At 71.0% G+C, this 15,548-nt stretch carries 13 protein-coding genes; 4 read left to right on the top strand and 9 right to left on the bottom strand.

What is annotated here, in order from left to right:
• Nucleotides 1–17: 17 nt before the first annotated feature.
• Nucleotides 18–776 (bottom strand): WecB/TagA/CpsF family glycosyltransferase, encoded by a 759-nt coding sequence (locus ABDZ66_RS02775; RefSeq protein WP_343755782.1) that lies wholly within the window; start codon nt 774–776, stop codon nt 18–20.
• Between the two features lie 105 nt (nt 777–881).
• Between ABDZ66_RS02775 and ABDZ66_RS02770 the strand changes: the two genes are divergently transcribed.
• Together ABDZ66_RS02770 and bshC are read left to right on the top strand one after the other, a co-directional pair.
• Nucleotides 882–1,556: a Crp/Fnr family transcriptional regulator gene (locus ABDZ66_RS02770; RefSeq protein ID WP_343755780.1), complete on the top strand. Its 675-nt coding sequence runs from the start codon at nt 882–884 to the stop codon at nt 1,554–1,556.
• A 171-nt stretch (nt 1,557–1,727) separates the two neighbouring features.
• On the top strand, nt 1,728–3,293 hold the full coding sequence (gene bshC, locus ABDZ66_RS02765; protein WP_343755778.1) for a bacillithiol biosynthesis cysteine-adding enzyme BshC: 1,566 nt from the start codon (nt 1,728–1,730) through the stop codon (nt 3,291–3,293).
• Between the two features lie 198 nt (nt 3,294–3,491).
• Here bshC and ftsY read toward each other — a convergent pair whose 3' ends face one another.
• From ftsY to ABDZ66_RS02750, 3 genes are all read right to left on the bottom strand, one after another.
• Nucleotides 3,492–4,448, bottom strand: coding sequence for a signal recognition particle-docking protein FtsY (gene ftsY, locus ABDZ66_RS02760; protein ID WP_343755775.1), 957 nt, complete (start codon nt 4,446–4,448; stop codon nt 3,492–3,494).
• A 318-nt stretch (nt 4,449–4,766) separates the two neighbouring features.
• Entirely contained in the window at nt 4,767–5,042 is a 276-nt protein-coding gene (locus ABDZ66_RS02755) for a glutaredoxin family protein (RefSeq protein ID WP_343755773.1), read from the bottom strand.
• Nucleotides 5,039–7,117 carry a protein kinase domain-containing protein gene (locus ABDZ66_RS02750; RefSeq protein WP_343755771.1) on the bottom strand — a complete coding sequence of 693 codons (2,079 nt, stop codon included), beginning with the start codon at nt 7,115–7,117 and terminating at the stop codon, nt 5,039–5,041. The genes ABDZ66_RS02755 and ABDZ66_RS02750 overlap by 4 nt, the downstream gene beginning before the upstream one ends.
• A gap of 213 nt (nt 7,118–7,330) precedes the next feature.
• Between ABDZ66_RS02750 and ABDZ66_RS02745 the strand changes: the two genes are divergently transcribed.
• Nucleotides 7,331–9,145: a hypothetical protein gene (locus ABDZ66_RS02745; RefSeq protein ID WP_343755770.1), complete on the top strand. Its 1,815-nt coding sequence runs from the start codon at nt 7,331–7,333 to the stop codon at nt 9,143–9,145.
• Nucleotides 9,146–9,213: 68 nt separating this feature from the next.
• A complete protein-coding gene (locus tag ABDZ66_RS02740; protein ID WP_343755768.1) occupies nt 9,214–9,864 on the top strand; it encodes a glycosyltransferase family 2 protein in 651 nt (216 codons plus the stop codon).
• A gap of 21 nt (nt 9,865–9,885) precedes the next feature.
• On the opposite strand, the gene ABDZ66_RS02735 is transcribed toward ABDZ66_RS02740, so the two are convergent.
• From ABDZ66_RS02735 to ABDZ66_RS02715, 5 genes are all read right to left on the bottom strand, one after another.
• Nucleotides 9,886–10,461 (bottom strand): hypothetical protein, encoded by a 576-nt coding sequence (locus ABDZ66_RS02735; RefSeq protein WP_343755766.1) that lies wholly within the window; start codon nt 10,459–10,461, stop codon nt 9,886–9,888.
• Between the two features lie 87 nt (nt 10,462–10,548).
• Nucleotides 10,549–11,904 carry a GH1 family beta-glucosidase gene (locus ABDZ66_RS02730; RefSeq protein WP_343755765.1) on the bottom strand — a complete coding sequence of 452 codons (1,356 nt, stop codon included), beginning with the start codon at nt 11,902–11,904 and terminating at the stop codon, nt 10,549–10,551.
• Between the two features lie 107 nt (nt 11,905–12,011).
• Nucleotides 12,012–12,860, bottom strand: coding sequence for a carbohydrate ABC transporter permease (locus tag ABDZ66_RS02725; protein WP_343755763.1), 849 nt, complete (start codon nt 12,858–12,860; stop codon nt 12,012–12,014).
• Between the two features lie 2 nt (nt 12,861–12,862).
• The gene (locus ABDZ66_RS02720) at nt 12,863–13,834 is read right to left on the bottom strand and encodes a carbohydrate ABC transporter permease (protein ID WP_343755761.1); all 972 of its coding nucleotides are present in this window, start codon (nt 13,832–13,834) and stop codon (nt 12,863–12,865) included.
• Between the two features lie 75 nt (nt 13,835–13,909).
• Entirely contained in the window at nt 13,910–15,172 is a 1,263-nt protein-coding gene (locus ABDZ66_RS02715; protein WP_343755759.1) for an ABC transporter substrate-binding protein, read from the bottom strand.
• Between the last annotated feature and the right edge of the window lie 376 nt (nt 15,173–15,548).

Raw genomic sequence — 15,548 nt, 5'->3', positions numbered from 1 at the left:
TCCGGCCGGGGCGTGGGTCAGCCGGCGCGGGCGGCGCGGCGTTTCTCGGCGCGGACCATCTGCACGAACTTCGCGAGGCGCGGCGCGCGGTTCCAGCGCTTACGGTCCCCCGCCACCCGCCAGATCCACTCGACGCCCAGGCGGCGCGTCCAGGCGGGCGCGAGGTCGGCAGTGCCGGCCAGCACGTCGATCACGCCGCCACAGCCGATCATGACCGGCGTGTTCATGACCTGCCGCCAGTACTGGTTGAAGGTCTCCTGCCGGCCGGCACCCATCGCGGTCAGGACGAGGTCCGCGCCGCTGTCGCGCACGAGTTCCGCCACGCGCTGATCCTCGGGCAGGTCGAAGTACCCGTGGTGGATGCCTGCGACCTGAATGCCGTAGTCGCGCGCGGCGTTCTGCGCGGCGACCTCGGCCACGCCGGGCTTGGCGCCCAGGAAGAACACGCGCAGGTCCGCGCCGTGGCGGCGCATGAGGCCCTGCACGATGTCGAAGCCCGGCGCACGCGGCACCTCCTGCGCGCACAGCTGCCGCGCCGCCCACACGATGCCCACCCCGTCGGCCGTGACGAGGTCCGCGGCCTGCATGGCCGTCACGAAGTCCGGCTGGGTGCGGGACTGCACGATGAATTCCGGGTTGAGGGTCACGACGGTGTGCGGGGCGCGCGGTGAGCGGTAGATCCAGTCGCCCAGGCGGTCCAGCGTGGCGTCCAGCGAGATGGGATCCAGCGGCAGGTCGAACAGGCTCAGGCGCTGGGAGTGGTCTGGGTCAGGCATGCTGAGCCGGATTGTACCTGCCGCGCGCCGCGGCGGGGGCGGGCAGCGGGGGCGGTGGGGGGCGGGCTTGCGTCGGAGCGGCGTGCGTGCGGCATACTGCTACGCATGTTGCCCGGTGCTTTCGGTGCTTTGCCTGCGGACGCTCAGGCGCAGGTGGTCGCGGCGGGACGGCAGGGCCGCTGGACCCGCGCCGAACTGCTGTACCACCCGGAGGACCCGGCCGAGACGCTGTACCTCCTGACGCGGGGCGCGGTGCGCCTGTACCGGCTGGGTTCCGGCGCGCGTGAGGTCACGCTGGACGTCCACGGACCCGGCGCGCTGCTGGGCGTCATGGCCCTGATTCCCGGCGAGCGCTGCGGCGTGTACGCCGAGGCGATGGACGACACCGAGGCCCTGATGCTGGGCCAGGACGCCCTGGGCCGCCTGACGCAGGCGCAGCCCGCGGTGGGCGTCGCGCTGACCGAGCAGATCACCCGGCAGACGCGCGGCGTGCAGGAACGGCTCTCGGGGCTGGTGTTCCTGGAGGTGTCGCAACGGCTGGCGCTGGCGCTGCTGACCCTCGCCGAGCGCGAGGGCCCCTGGCCGGAAGGTGGCACGCAGGCCCTGCGGGACCGGGTGTCTCACCAGGACCTGGCGCACGTGGTAGGCAGTACCCGTGAGACCATCACGAAACTGCTGGGGGACTTCCGGTCACGCGGCCTGCTGGACCTGGGCTACCGGCGGATCATTCTGACGGACCGCGCGGGCCTGCTGCGCGCCACGCGCGAACCGCTCCGCTGAGTGGCCCGCGCGGGCTTTATTTCACAGTGTGCTGTGACAGGCAGTGTAGTGTGAGGCCCGCTGCCACTTGAACCGGAATGCCGGCACACGACAGGGCACGCACGCGCCCCGGCAGACGCCGGGGACGGACCCCGCGCCGCCACCGAGCAGCGCCGGGCGGAAGGAAGAACCATGGCGCGGAACGCAGGAGCGGAATACAGGAACGGTGGCATGCAGGCGTACTTCCGCCTGCCGGCCGGGGCGCTGGAACAGGCGCGCGCAGAGACCCGCGGCGACGTGGACCGCGCCGCGCTGACGGAGGCGCTGCGCGCCTACCACCGCGACCTGGGCACGCTGGACACGCACGCGCACGCGGCACTGGAACGCCTGGCGCACCCGGCGTCCCGCGTGGTCGTGACCGGCCAGCAGGCGGGCGCGCTGACCGGCCCGGCGTACTCGGTGCACAAGGCGGCCGACGCGGCGCTGCTGGCCCGCCAGGAGGACCGCGAGGACGCCCCGGTGGTCGCCGTGTACTGGATCGCCAGTCAGGACCACGACGCGGCCGAGGTGGCCGGCACCACCCTGCTGGACCTCGCGGAACGCCTGCACCACCTGACGCTGGACGTTCCGCAGGGCGTGCCGGTAGGCCGCGTGCCGTGGCGCGCCGAGTGGACGGCGCAGGTTCACGCGCTGCTGGACGCCTTCGATGCGCCCGCCGCGCACGTGGCGGCCGTCCGCGCCCGTTTCGACCGGGCCGTGAGCGGGCCGGCGGGTGCGGGCAGTTACGCCGACGTGTTCGCCCGCCTGATTCACGGCCTGCTGGCCCCGGCGGGCCTGCTGGTCCTGGACCCGCTGCACCCGGCCCTGGCGGCCCTGATGGCCCCCACCCTGGCCCGCGAACTGGAGCGCCCCCTGGCGTCCAGCGAGGCCATCGAGGCGGCCGCCGCCCGCCTGGAAACCGACGGGTTCGTGCCGCAACTGCGCCGCCCGGCCGGGGCGACCAACCTGTTCATCGAGGAAGCGGACGGGCAGCGCCGCCTGCTGCGCTTCGACGGACGCACCTTCCACACCGACCACGCCGCGTACTCGCACGCGGACCTGCTCGCGGTGCTGGCGGGCGACCCCAGCCGCCTCACGCCCGCCGCTGGCCTGCGCCCGACCGTGCAGGACGCGCTGCTGCCCACCCTGGCCTTCGTGGTCGGGCCGGGCGAGATCGCGTACGGCGCGCAGCTGCGGGACGTGTACCCGCTGCACGGGCTGGGGCAGCCGCTGCTGTGGCCGCGCCTGAGCGTCATCTGGGTCGAACCGAACGTGCGCCGCCTCCTGGGCCGCCTGAACGCCACGGCCGCGCAGGTGCAGGCCGACCCGGAAGGCGTGCTGGGCCGCGCCCTGGCCGCCGAGCGGGGCGCGGCGGCCGTCAGCGCCGCGCGACTGGCCGCGCTGGACGCCGACCTGCGCACCCTGACCGACGAACTGGCCGCGCTGGACCCGACCCTGCACGGCGCGGCGCAGCGGACCCGCGCCCGCACCACGGCGCGCGTGGCGCACCTGCAACACCTCGCCACCCGCGCCCTGGCCCGCGCCGAGAACGACCGCAGCGGCCAGCTGACCCGCCTGAAAGCCCACCTGCTCCCGAACGGCGTGCCCCAGGAACGCGAGATGAACTTCCTGACCTTCCTGCTCAAGCACGGCGACACGCCCCTGCGCCAGCTGCTGGACCTCCCGGCCGGCTGGCAGGGCGAACTCGACATTCCCTGATACGAACTCGGATTGAAGGGGCTGCAAAAGCCCTTCAGTCCGAGCGGATGCGGGTGGGAGAGAAACGCCCCTCCGGACGTGGAGCTGGCAATCCGGTGACGTTCCGGATTGGCAGCGAAACAGACGGAGTCCGCATGAGTCTGGACGGCAGGCGGGCGACCCCATTCAACCGGGCCGCCCGCCTGCCTTGCCAGTTCTTTACTCGCGCGGGATGTTCACGTCGAACAGGGCGCGCACGAATTCCTGGCTGTCGAAGGGTTGCAGATCATCGGCCTGCTCGCCCACGCCGATGAACTTGATGGGCACGCCGAGTTCCCGGACGATGGCGACCAGGATGCCGCCCTTGGCGGTGCCGTCGAGTTTCGTGACGATCACGCCGGTCAGGGGGGTGGCCTCGTGGAATTTCTTGGCCTGCTGCAGGCCGTTCTGGCCGGTGACGGCGTCCAGGACCAGCCACGTCTCGGAGGGTTCGGCCGGGTCGGCCTTCTCGACGACGCGGCGGACCTTCTTGAGTTCCTCCATCAGGTTGTGCTTGTTGTGGAGGCGGCCGGCGGTATCGATGAACAGCAGGTCGGTGCCGCGCGCGGCGCGGGCGCTGGCACCGTCGAAGGCGACGGCGGCGGGGTCGCCCCCGTCGGCACCCTGCACGACGGGAATGCCGAGCCGTTCGCCCCACTCGCCGAGTTGCGCGCCGGCGGCGGCGCGGAAGGTGTCCCCGGCGGCGAACATGACGCTCTTGCCGCGGTTCATGTAGTACTGGCCGAGTTTGGCGATGGTGGTGGTCTTGCCGACGCCGTTCACGCCGATGACCATGACCACGTGGCCTTTGGGGTCGACGCTGGTGCGCCGCGCGTCGGGCGCGAAGCCGAGCTTGCGGAATTCGGCGCGGCGGGCGTCGGGTTCGAGTTGCAGGGTCAGGGCGTCCATCAGGGCCTGCTGGAGGTCCTTGCCCTCGGCGCGGCGGATGTCCTCGAGGATGTCCTCGGTGGCGGCGCGGCCCACGTCGGCGGCGATCAGGGCGTACTCGAGGTCCTCGATGGTGTCGAGGCGGTTGGTGACGACGTCCCGGACGTCCTGTCCGAGGAACCCGGCGGTGGAGTTGATCTGCTGGCGGGTCTTGCTGAGCCCGTCGCGCAGGCGTTCGAGCCAGCTCACGCGTGCGCTCCGGCGGGGGGGGTGACGTTCATGCGTTTACCATAGCGTCCCGTCCGCATCCGGAACGGTTCGGGCCGCCGCATTCCGCCGGGGCGCGGCAGAAAGGCCCCCTCGGGGTGGGAGGGGGGCGGGAAGGGGCCGGGGCGGGCAGTCGGGGTGGGTCATACGGATTCCGTTTGTTTCGTTGACAGATCGGAACACCACCCATCTGTCAACTCCACGTCCGGAACCCGCTTCTCTCCTGCTCGCTCTGCTGCGAAGCTCTGCGAGTCCGCTCGGATTGAATGGCCTTTGCAGCCCATTCAATCGAAGTCCGTATCAGTCGGGCCGGTACTCGCGGATCAGGGCGAGTTTCAGGGTGCTCAGGCGCGCGCGGCTGAACGCGCCGCGCCCCAGCACCCGCTCGCCCAGGGCCAGGACGGGCACGTGATCGCCGTGCTGCGCGCGCAGCTGCGGGTCGAGGTCCACGTTCACGGTCTGCACGCTGAATGCCAGCTGGGCGAGGTGAGCGGCGGCCTGTTCGCACAGGTGGCAGCCGGGCCGGGTGTAGAGGGTCAGGGTGGGCAGGCCCGGACGGGGGGCGGAGGTATTCACGCGGGCTGCAGGACCTGTGGGCGGCTCAGGATGCTCATGGCCTGCACCGGGGCGTACATGTCGTTCGAGGAGAGCAGGTCGCCGACACTGGAGAAGGTCCGCAGAACCTGGCCGCCCTGACGCACGGCGAAGATCTGGCCGTCCGGGCCGACCTGGATCAGCCATGGGGCCTCGGTGGGTTCCCCGACGAGGGTCTCCATGGCGAAGGTCAGGCCCGGCGTGCCGTCCGCCTCGATCTTGCGGACCTTGCGGGCCACGCTGTCCACGATGTACACCGCGCCGAACTGGTCCACGCCCAGTCCCTCGAGGGGACGCAGGCTGTCACTGTTGCGGTCGAGGCGGAAGGCGTAGCGGCTGAGGTACTCGCCCTGCGAGCTGAAGCGCTGCACCTCGTGGTTGCCGGTGTCCAGGACGTAGACGTGACCGTCGGGCGCGGCGACGATGCCGCTGGGCTTCTCGAAGCGGCCCAGGCCCTGGCCGCGCCCGCCGAAGCGGCGGATGAACCGGCCGAGCGCGTCGAATACGACCACCTGGTGCGCCTCGGCGTCCAGCACGAACACCTGGCCCTGCGCGGCGGCGATGCCGACGGGTTGCAGCAGTTCGCCCTCGTTCAGGCCGTAGGGGCCGAAGCTCAGGAGTTCCGCGCCGTCCGGGCCGAGCTTGCGGACCAGGGCGCCGGCCTTGCCCTGGCGGTAGTCGAGCAGCGTGACGTACAGGTTCCCTTCCGGGTCGCCGGTCATGGCGTTGGGCGTGCCGGGCAGGCCCTGGGCGCCGCCGGTCTGGTCGCGCAGGCTGGCGCGCAGTTTGCCTTTCAGGTCCAGCAGGCGCAGCGTGCCGCGCTTCTCCTGCACGCTCATGGCGAGCGCGATGGGGTCGTTGAAGACCTCGTCGGTCAGGACGCCGGCATCGATGCGGGCGATCACGTCGTCCAGGGTGGGGCGCGAGGCGGGGTCCTTCTCGATCATGTGCAGGATCAGATCGTTCAGTTTGCCCGGCACTTCCAGCCGCACCTGCTTGGGCGGTTTGGGGGACTCGAACACCTGCTGGTGCACGACCGCCTCGTAACTGCCCTTGAAGGCGGTCTGGCCCGTGACCATCTCGTAGGCGAGCAGGCCCAGCGAGTACACGTCGCTGCGGGCGTCCACGCGGTTGCCCTTGGCCTGCTCCGGGGCCATGTAGATGGGCGTCCCGACGCGCGCGCCGGTCATGGTCAGGCGGGTCAGGACCTTCCCGACGGCGATGCCGAAGTCCATGAGTTTCACGCCGCCCTCGCGCAGCACGCCGTCCGTGAAGGCGTTTTTCAGGACCATCACGTTGGCGGGTTTGATGTCGCGGTGCACGACGTTCTGCATGTGGATGTGGCGCAGCGCGTCGGCGAGCGCGCGGATCAGCTGCGTGCCCTCGTGGAAGCTCAGGGTGCGGTTCTCGAGCATGGCCTCGAGGCTGTCGCCGTCGAGGAACTCCATGGCGATGTAGTGTTCCGGGTCCTGCATGCGGTAGTCGTAGACCCGCACGATGTTCGGGTGGTTGAAGCGCTTGAGGACCTCCGCCTCACGGTAGAAGCGTTTGACGAACTTGGCGTCCGCGAGGTACTTGTCCTGCGGGACCTTCAACGCCACGATCCGGCCGTCCTGGCGGCGGCGGGCGCGGTACACGCTGCCCATCCCGCCGATCCCGACCCGGTCGAGCACCTCGTACTCCTGGAAGCGCAGGTCCGAGACGGTCTGCGTGGTCGTGGGCCGGCGGGCCGGCGGCGTGGGCGACGAGGTGCGCTGCACCCGCACCGGCTGCTTCTGGGCGGCGCGGCCGGGGCGGTCCAGGCTGGGCATCACGACCCGGCCCAGGCGGAAGGCCCCGGTGACGAGGACGAAGGCCGTGGCGGCCAGCACGCCCTGCGCACGGTCGAGGTTCTCCAGGGTGGGTGGGCTGCCCTGCGCGGTCAGCGCCAGGCCCGCCACCGTGAGCAGCAGCAGGATCGCCACCACGGCCGCCGTGACGCTCAGCGCCCGTTCCGGGGCGCGGACGGTCAGCAGGACGCCCACGATGAACAGCGGCACAAGCAGCAGCGCGATCACGGTGAATCACCGGTCGGGCGCGGGGAGGGAGGCAGCGGGAACATTACCCACAGTTATACAGGGCCGGCCTTGCGCGGAGCTTACACTTGCCGTGACGCGCGGAGTTCCGGCCGGAACGCGCCGCGTGCGCGCCGGTCCGTGCGGCATACTGGAGGGGATGCCCACTGCCCTGCTTGCGTGTGGTCGCGCCGCTGCGGTGAACGGACGGCGCGCGTGACCACCTACTGGACCGAACTGATCGAGCTGTTCGAGTACAAGGTGTCGGACGCCCTGGCCGGCCGCGTGCCGCGCGGCGGGCGGCGTTCGCTGGGCCTGCTGCGCGAGGAACTGCTGCAGGCCTCGCTGGAACCCACCCTGCTGCGCCGCCTGATCGAGGCGGACCGGCAGTACCGCGCCGCGCAGAAGGCGGACCGGTCCACGCCGGCCCCGGTCCGCGCCGGGTTCGGTGGGCCGAGCACCTGGGAGGCGCCGGCCACCACCGAGACGGACGAATCGCGCGCCTGGGAGGAACTGCAACTGCTCGCCTGGCACCACCAGGCGGCGCGGCAGGTGCGGGAGCAGGCGCTGCGCTGGCAGCGCGAGCCGACCCTGGCCCGCCTGCGGGTGCTGTACACCGTCACCGAGAACGCCGAACGGGCCGGCGGGCAGGGCGGGACGGTGGTGCCGGTTCCGCCGGCGAACGATCCGCTGATGGACCTGCACGACCCGGAAGTCGTGCAGAACCTCGCCCTGGCCCTGTCGAACCTGCTGCTGACCGACGCGGGTCGCCAGCGGGTGCGGGCGGCGCTGTCGCAGGTGGCGGCCGAACCGTTTCCGCGTCACGCGGACGAGGACGTGCTCGCGGCGCGGCTGGAGGCTGCCGAGCGTGAACCCCTGGCCCCCGAGGCGCGCGCGACCCTGATCCGCGCCCTGAAGGCCGAGTACCCCATGCCGCGGGATCCGCGCGAGCGGCCCGCGATCCGCGCGGCGGTCCGCAGCGTCACCGAGTTCCTGGAACCGCTGATGGCGGCCGCGCCGCTGCCCACCCTGGGCGTGGTGCCGCACGGCAGCGTCCTGTACGCCCGTCATCCGGCCACCGCCATGCGCGGGCCGGACGAGGGCGCGGACGTGCTGGTCGTGAACCTGCGCGGCGGTCAGGCGGCCCGCTGGCGCGGCCTGGACCTGCTGTGGCAACCGATCGGGAAGAACTGGCAGATGCAGGTGGCCGGTCAGGTGGCGCTGCTACGCCCCTCGCGGGACGCGCCCGACGGCCCGCAGAGCATCACGCTGCCCGACACGCAACTGCGCGCCTTCGTGAGCGGTGACTACCTGATGCTGCGCCTGGAGAGCCAGGCGGCGCTGGAACTGGGCAAACGGGCGGCGCTGGGCCGGGCGGTGTCGCTGCTGCTGGACCCGGGCGGCGAGTTCGTGTTCCTGCGGCTGGCGCGCGCCGCCGCGCAGCTGCTGCGCGGCGCGGCGCTGGACCTGCCGTCCCTGCAGGGCGCGTCGGCGCGCAAGTACCACGACGCCACCCCGGACGCCCTGATGGCCTTCGCCCGCAAGGGCGTGGAGTCCCTGATGGTCCGCCTGAGCCGCACGGACACCGCGCAGGCCGCGCAGACCTTCCACGCGGCCGCCGACGCGCTGGGCGTCCACCCGCTGCTGGGTCGGCGCCTGCACGAGGCGCTGCACGTGGCGCTGCGCAGTCCCGAGACCCTGGCCGAACCGCTGAGCGGCGAGAGCTTCGAGCTGCCGGACACCGGGGGGTTCCTGAGCGTGCAGCTCGGGGACGGGCCCCTGACCCTGCAGGCGGGGACGCGCTCCGTGACGCTGCGGCTGGATTACAAGTCCGAGCTGGCGGTCGTGATTCCCGGTCACGCGCCGATGATCCTGCAGGACCTGCTGGTGGTGCGGGTGCCGGACCTGAACGTGATCCTGGTGCGGCACGGTCGCTGGCTGGCCGCCGCCGCCGGACAGGACGAGGCGATGGACGTGATCCGGCCGGACCTGCAGGGGCAGGCGCAAGCCGATCTGTCCGCCCTCCACTGACCGCGCCGCCGGGGACGCCCCCGCCCGTACCGGCCGGTGCGGGCGGGCGTTTCGCTTACCATGACAGCATGTCTGCGGTTCCGCGTTCACCTTCCCTGGCCGTTCTCATCCCGGCGTTCAACGAGCAGGACACGGTGGGGTCGGTGGTCAGGGTGGCACTGGACTTCACGCCGGACGTGGTCGTGGCGTCTGACGGCAGCAGTGACGGCACCGCCCAGGCCGCGCGGGACGCCGGGGCGCAGGTGGTGGAACTCGCCCAGAACGGCGGGAAGGGTGCGGCGCTGCTGGCGGCGCTGCAGGCCACGACCGCCGAGCTGGTCGTGCTGCTCGATGCGGACCTGACCGGCCTGAGCGCCGCGCATCTCGAGACGCTGGCGGCGCCCGTGCGCTCGGGGCAGCTGGACATGAGCATCGGGGTGTTCGAGGGCGGCGGGTTCGTGACCGACTGGGGCAACAAGCTCACGCCGCACCTGAGCGGGCAGCGGGCCTGCCGGCGCGAGTGGCTGCTGGGCGTGCCGGGCCTGGATCAGGAACGCTGGCCGGAACCGGCGATCACCCGGCACCTGAAGGTCACGGGGGCCCGCTGGGCGTACGTGGACCTGCCGAACGTGGCGCAGGTGGTCAAGGAGAAGAAACGCGGCTTCTGGCGCGGCGCGACCGCCCGCACCCGCATGTACGCCTCGCTGCTGACCTACGGGGTGCGCCGGCGCAAACCCTGAAGGGCCGCGCCGGGTGGCCGGTCAGCGCAGCAGGTCGATGACGCTGCCGTCGGCCGTCTGGTAGCGGACGATACCCAGGGTCGGCACGAAGTAGGTGGTCTGGACGCTGGCCCGGCCGCCCGCGGTGGTCTCGGTCCGGATGGTCAGGGTGTTGAAGGTGCCGCCCGCGAGTTTCAGTGGCGCCACCCCGGTCACGGTGGAACGCGTTTTCAGGGTGCCGGCGCTGCCGGTCCAGGTCATGCCCGGCGACAGCGGACCGGCGGGGTAGACGTTCAGCGGTGAGGCGTACCACGTGAGTCGACCCCCGGCATTCACGCCGCGCAGCCACACGCTGCCGTCGGCGCGGTGTTCCAGCAGGTCCTGGGTGTAGGTGGTACTGCCGAACTGGTGGCTGACCGGCACGACCGACACGCCCCGGTGCGTGATGGGCACGCCGACCACCTGCGTCTCGCCGCTGGAGTAGGTCCAGCGTGTGCCTGGCCGGTGGGGGTAGTAGTGGCTGTCCACGGGCGGCGCACCCAGCGCCGCCTGGCACAGCAGCGCGGTCAGCGGGAACAGCCGGGTGGGGTGGAGGGCGGCGCGGGCGAGGGCGGGCATCGCCCCGCAGCTTAGAGCAGTTCCCGGCGGGACACTGCGCGGATAGGGGCGCCCGGGCCTCTCCCCTGTTGCGGCGCGCAGCGGGCGCTATTTCAGGAATGCCTGGTACCACAGGGCGCTGTCCTTCAGGAGGCGCTCCTGGGTGGCGTAATCGACGTACACCAGCCCGAACCGTTTCTGGTAACCGTGCGCCCATTCGAAGTTGTCCATCAGGGACCACGCGAAGTACCCGCGCACGTCCACGCCGGCCTGCGTGGCGCGCAGCAGGGCGTCGAGGTGGGTGCTGAGAAACTCGGTGCGGCGCGGGTCGTGGACGCGGTCGCCGCTGCGTTCGTCGGCGAAGGCCGCGCCGTTCTCGGTGATGTAGACGGGCGGCAGGTTCGGGTAGTCGGCGTTCAGGCGCAGCAGCAGGTCGGTCAGACCCTGCGGGTGGATCTCCCAGCCCATGTCGGTGACGCGGGCGCCCTCGGGCAGCACGCCGCCCTGTGCGCCGATCACGCCGCGCGAGTAGTAGTTGACGCCCAGGAAGTCCATGGGCGCGGCGATCAGGGTCAGGTCGCCGTCCTGGACGGGCGGCGCGTCGACAGCCACGTCCGCCCAGGTGTCGGCCGGGTACTCGCCGCGCAGCAGGGGGTCCAGGAACCAGCGGTTGAAGCGTCCGTCGGCGTGCCGGGCGGCGCGGATGTCCTCCGGGCGGTCGCTGGCACTCTCCTGAGGGCCGAGGTTCAGGACGATCCCGGCCTGCGACTGCGGGGCGTGACGGCGGATCTCGGGCAGGGCCAGGGCGTGGCCGAGCATCAGGTGGTGCGCGGCGCTCAGGGCGGCGGCGCGGTCACGGGTGCCGGGGGCGTGCTCGCCGAGTTCGTAGCTGAGAATCGAGGAGCACCAGGGTTCGTTCAGGGTGGCGTAGCTGACGACCCGGTTGCCGAGGCGCGCGGCGACGGCGGCGGCGTACTCGGCGAAGGCGTGGGCGGTGTCGCGGTTGGTCCAGCCGCCCGCGTCCTGCAGGGTGGCGGGCAGGTCCCAGTGGTACAGGGTGACGTGGGGCTGCACGCCGCGGGCGAGCAGGCCGTCGGTCAGGCGTTCGTAGAAGTCCAGCCCGGCGGGGTTGACGGGGCCGCGGCCGGCGGGGACGACGCGGGGCCACGCGACGCTGAAGCGGTAGGCGTCGACGCCCAGCGCGGCGATCAGGTCGAGGTCCTGTTCCCAGCGGTGGTAGTGGTCGCAGGCGACCGCGCCGCTGCTGCCGTCGCTGATGCGGCCCGGCTCGGCGCAGAACACGTCCCAGATGCTGGGCGTGCGGCCGTCCTCGGCGGCGGCGCCCTCGATCTGGTACGAGCTGGTGGCCACGCCGAACACGAATCCGGCCGGGAAGTCGCGGCGCGTCAGGTCGGCCGGGAGGGGGCGGGAGGCGGGCGGGGTCTGGGGGAGGGTACGGGTCATGCGGGAACTCCTGTGGTTCCGGTCGAATGGATTCAGGCATCCGGCCGTGCGAGGTGGGTGGAGAGTGGCGCGGAAGGACGCGGGGAGCGGGCGGGTCGGCCCGCGGCTCAGCCTTTGGTCGCGCCGGCGGTCAGGCCCTCGATCAGCTGGCGGGAGGCCAGGGCGAACAGGATCAGCAGCGGCACGACGGTCAGGGCGACGCCGCACATCAGGGCGCCCCAGTCGGTGTTCGCGATGCCCTGCATGGACCGCAGCGCCAGGGGCGCGGTGAAGGTCTCGGCGGTGCGGAAGATGATCAGCGGTCCCAGGAAGCCGTTCCAGGACTGCACGAAGGTCACGAGGCCCAGGGTGGCCATGGCGGGGCCGGTCAGGGGCACGATCACGCGGCGGAAGATGCCGAACTCGGTGGCGCCGTCGATGCGGGCCGCTTCGACCAGTTCACGCGGAATGGAACTGCCGATGTACTGGCGCATCAGGAAGATCCCGAAGGCGCTGGCCATGCCCGGCACCCACAGCGCGCGGGGCTGGTCGATCCAGCCGAGCGCCTGCATGATCAGCGCGAACGGAACGATGTTCAGGGTGCCGGGGATCAGCATGGTGGCCAGCAGCAGGCCGAACAGCGCCTCGCGGCCCTTGAAGGAGAACATCGCGAAGGCGTACCCGGCCAGCGTGCAGAAGAACAGCGTGAAGCCGGTGGTCAGGACCGCGAGGTACAGGCTGTTCCAGAGGTTGCGCCAGAACGGCACGCGTTCCACGAGGCTGCGGTAGTTCTCGTCGAGGTTGCTGCCGAACCACGCGGGGGGCGGCAGGTGGAAGATGTCGGTGCGGGTGTGCGTGGCGAACACGAACATGAAGTAGAACGGCGCGACGGTCAGCAGGGCGCCCAGGAAGATCAGCAGGTACGCGCCGATGCGCCGGGTGTCCAGGCGGGGGGTGCGGGTGGGGGCGGCGGTCATGGTCAGTCCCTTCCGGCGAGGCCGCTGCGGCCGAAGGCGCGGTTGTTCACGAGGGTCAGGGCGCCGATCACGAGGAACAGCAGCCAGGACATGGCGGCGGCCACGCCGGCGTCGGAGTACGCGGCGTAGGTGCGGTACATGTACATCACGGTGGTCAGTCCGGCCTGTCCGGCGCCGCCGCTGCCGTTGGTCAGGATGAACGGCTCCTCGAACAGCTGCAGGCCGCCGATCAGGCTGAGGGTCACGGCGATGAACATGATCGGGCGCAGCAGCGGCAGCGTGATGAAGCGGAACTGCTGGCCGCGCGTGGCGCCGTCCACGCTGGCCGCCTCGTACAGTTCGCGGGGAATGGCCTGCAGGCCGCTGAGGTACAGCAGCATGTTCCAGCCGGTGTAGCGCCACACGACGACCATGGCGACGGCGCTCTGCACGTACTCCTTCTCGCCCAGCCAGTTGATCTTCTCGGCGGGGAACAGCGCGCCGATCAGGGGCAGGCCGTGCAGGGCGTTCAGGACGACGTTGATCACGCCGTACTGCCAGGAGAACAGCGTGAAGAAGATCACGGAGATCGCCACGATGGACGTGATGTACGGCAGGAAGTACACGGCGGTCACGAGGTTCTGCATGCGCCGCAGGCCGCCCTGGATGGCGAAGGCCAGCGGGATGGCGATCAGGTGCTGCGGCAGACCCGACAGGACGGCCAGGACGGCCGTGTTCTTCAGGGACAGCCAGAAGGTCGGGTCGGTCAGGTTGTCGGTGTAGTTCCGCAGCCCGACGAATTTCATCTCGCCCAGGCCGGTGCCCGGCTGCCACTGGTGGAAGCTCAGGAAGGCGTTGAACACGATGGGAAACAGGCCGAACGCGAAGAACAGGATGAAAAAGGGGCTGATGAACAGGTAGGGCGCGTACCGCCGCTGGAAGTCGCTCCAGCTGGGTCTGCGGCGCGCCTTGGGGGGTTTGAGGGTCGCTTGCATCCTTCACTCCATGGGGTGGGGGGCAGGTTCCGGCGGCCGGTGCGGGCCGCGGAACCTGCCCCCCGGTGGCGCCGCTCAGCGGGCGCGGCGGCTGATCAGGTTCTTCGCTTCGGTCAGGGCGGTGGGAATGTCCTTGCTGCCGTCGAGGACGCTGGCCAGGGCGTCGTTCACGATCTGTTCAGCGATGGGGTCGAGTTTGTTCACGTCGAGCGGCTGGATCTTCAGGGCCGCCTGACGCCACTGCACGCGGGCCTTCTGGCCGCCCAGGTACGGCACGCCCTCGTTGAACACGGGGTCGCTGCCGGCGGCGCGCAGCGCGGGGAACGCGCCGGTGGTCTTGAAGGCCAGGACCTGCTGGTCCTTGTTGGTGGTGAGGTACTTGATGAGCGCCCAGGCCTCGGTCTTGTGCTGGCTCTGCTGGGGGATGGCGTAGAAGGAGCCGCCCCAGCTGGCGAAGGTGTTGCCGGGCAGCTGCTGCGAGGCCCACTTGCCGCTGAAGTCCTTGGCCAGCCAGTTCTGCATGTGCCCGACGAGCCACGCGCCGCTGAATTCGGTGGCGAGGTTGCCTTTCTGGAAGGCGGTGGTCCATTCGGGGCTGAAGGCGCTGCCGGCGCGGGCGTCGAGTTTCGCGTCGCGGATCTGTTTGGCGATGGTGAAGGCGCGCACGAAGCGGGGGCTGGCCGGGTCGACCAGGACGGTGTTGTTCTTGTCGAAGAACAGGCCCTCGCCGCTCTTGAGGCCGGTACGCAGGATGATCTGCGCGGCCTCGCTGGCGTCGGGGATCAGGAAGGTGCCGGGGTTGGCCGCGACGACCTTCTTGCCGTTGCTGATGTAGCTTTCCCAGCTGGCGTTCATGGCGGCGGGGCTCACGCCGGCCTTCTTGAGCAGGTCGGTGCGGTAGAACATGGCGCCGGGGCCGATGTCGGTGGGCATGCCGACCATGCGGCCGTCCTGGGTCATGGCCTGCGGGTAGGTGTAGGCCACGAACTGACTGCGGTACTGACCGGCGTTGTAGGGGGCCTTGCTGATGTCGACCAGGCCGTTGCCTTCGGCGAAGCGGGCGACGTAGCCGAAGTCGACGGCCACGACGTCGCTGGCGCCTTTGCCGGTGGAGAGGGCGGTGGTCAGGGCGGTGTGGTGGTCGGCGTAGGCCAGCGAGTTGATCTTGACCGTGATGTTCGGGTAGAGCTTGTTGAAGCCGGGCAGCGCGGCCTTCACGACGCTGTCGAGGTCCGGGAAGACGCCGACCGTGATGGTGGTCTTCTGGGCGCTGGCGCTGCCGAGGGCGGCGCAGAGGGCGGCGGTCAGGGTCAGGGTCAGGCGGGGCAGCTGGCGCATGGTGGTTCCTCCGTGGGGTGGGGGGCGGGTCGGGGCCTCGGCAGACAGGACAGCGGGCACGCATCGGGTGGACGGCGGGCGCTTGCGGGGTTCCGTTCACGGGTGAACGGAGGGGTCTGGGTGTTTCAGGTCTGCTTGGATGTCACTGTACTCGCCTTTTGAAAGCGCTGTCAAGATGGACTTTCCCCCTCTCGGGCGGCGGACGATCACAAAGTCCGTATATAACGATTCAGAAAGCCGGCATTCCTGATAGCCGGGGGCGATCGTGAAAGAATGCCCTTTCATACGGCCTGCCGTTTGTTTCGTTCACAGATCGGAACACCACCGATCTGTCAACTCCACGTCCGGCACCCGCTTTGCTGTTCCACTTCAGGCC

The sequence above is a fragment of the Deinococcus depolymerans genome (genome assembly GCF_039522025.1).
Classification (GTDB): domain Bacteria; phylum Deinococcota; class Deinococci; order Deinococcales; family Deinococcaceae; genus Deinococcus; species Deinococcus depolymerans.
This window is presented reverse-complemented; position numbering and strand designations above follow the sequence as displayed.

Excerpts from the sequence above, each read along its gene's own strand:
- ABDZ66_RS02770 (WP_343755780.1), top strand. The coding sequence starts at position 882 with ATGTTGCCCGGTGCTTTCGGTGCTTTGCCTGCGGACGCTCAGGCGCAG.
- ABDZ66_RS02715 (WP_343755759.1), bottom strand. The coding sequence starts at position 15,172 with ATGCGCCAGCTGCCCCGCCTGACCCTGACCCTGACCGCCGCCCTCTGC.
- ABDZ66_RS02775 (WP_343755782.1), bottom strand. The coding sequence starts at position 776 with ATGCCTGACCCAGACCACTCCCAGCGCCTGAGCCTGTTCGACCTGCCG.
- ABDZ66_RS02720 (WP_343755761.1), bottom strand. The coding sequence starts at position 13,834 with ATGCAAGCGACCCTCAAACCCCCCAAGGCGCGCCGCAGACCCAGCTGG.
- ABDZ66_RS02730 (WP_343755765.1), bottom strand. The coding sequence starts at position 11,904 with ATGACCCGTACCCTCCCCCAGACCCCGCCCGCCTCCCGCCCCCTCCCG.
- ABDZ66_RS02735 (WP_343755766.1), bottom strand. The coding sequence starts at position 10,461 with ATGCCCGCCCTCGCCCGCGCCGCCCTCCACCCCACCCGGCTGTTCCCG.
- bshC (WP_343755778.1), top strand. The coding sequence starts at position 1,728 with ATGGCGCGGAACGCAGGAGCGGAATACAGGAACGGTGGCATGCAGGCG.
- ABDZ66_RS02725 (WP_343755763.1), bottom strand. The coding sequence starts at position 12,860 with ATGACCGCCGCCCCCACCCGCACCCCCCGCCTGGACACCCGGCGCATC.
- ABDZ66_RS02740 (WP_343755768.1), top strand. The coding sequence starts at position 9,214 with ATGTCTGCGGTTCCGCGTTCACCTTCCCTGGCCGTTCTCATCCCGGCG.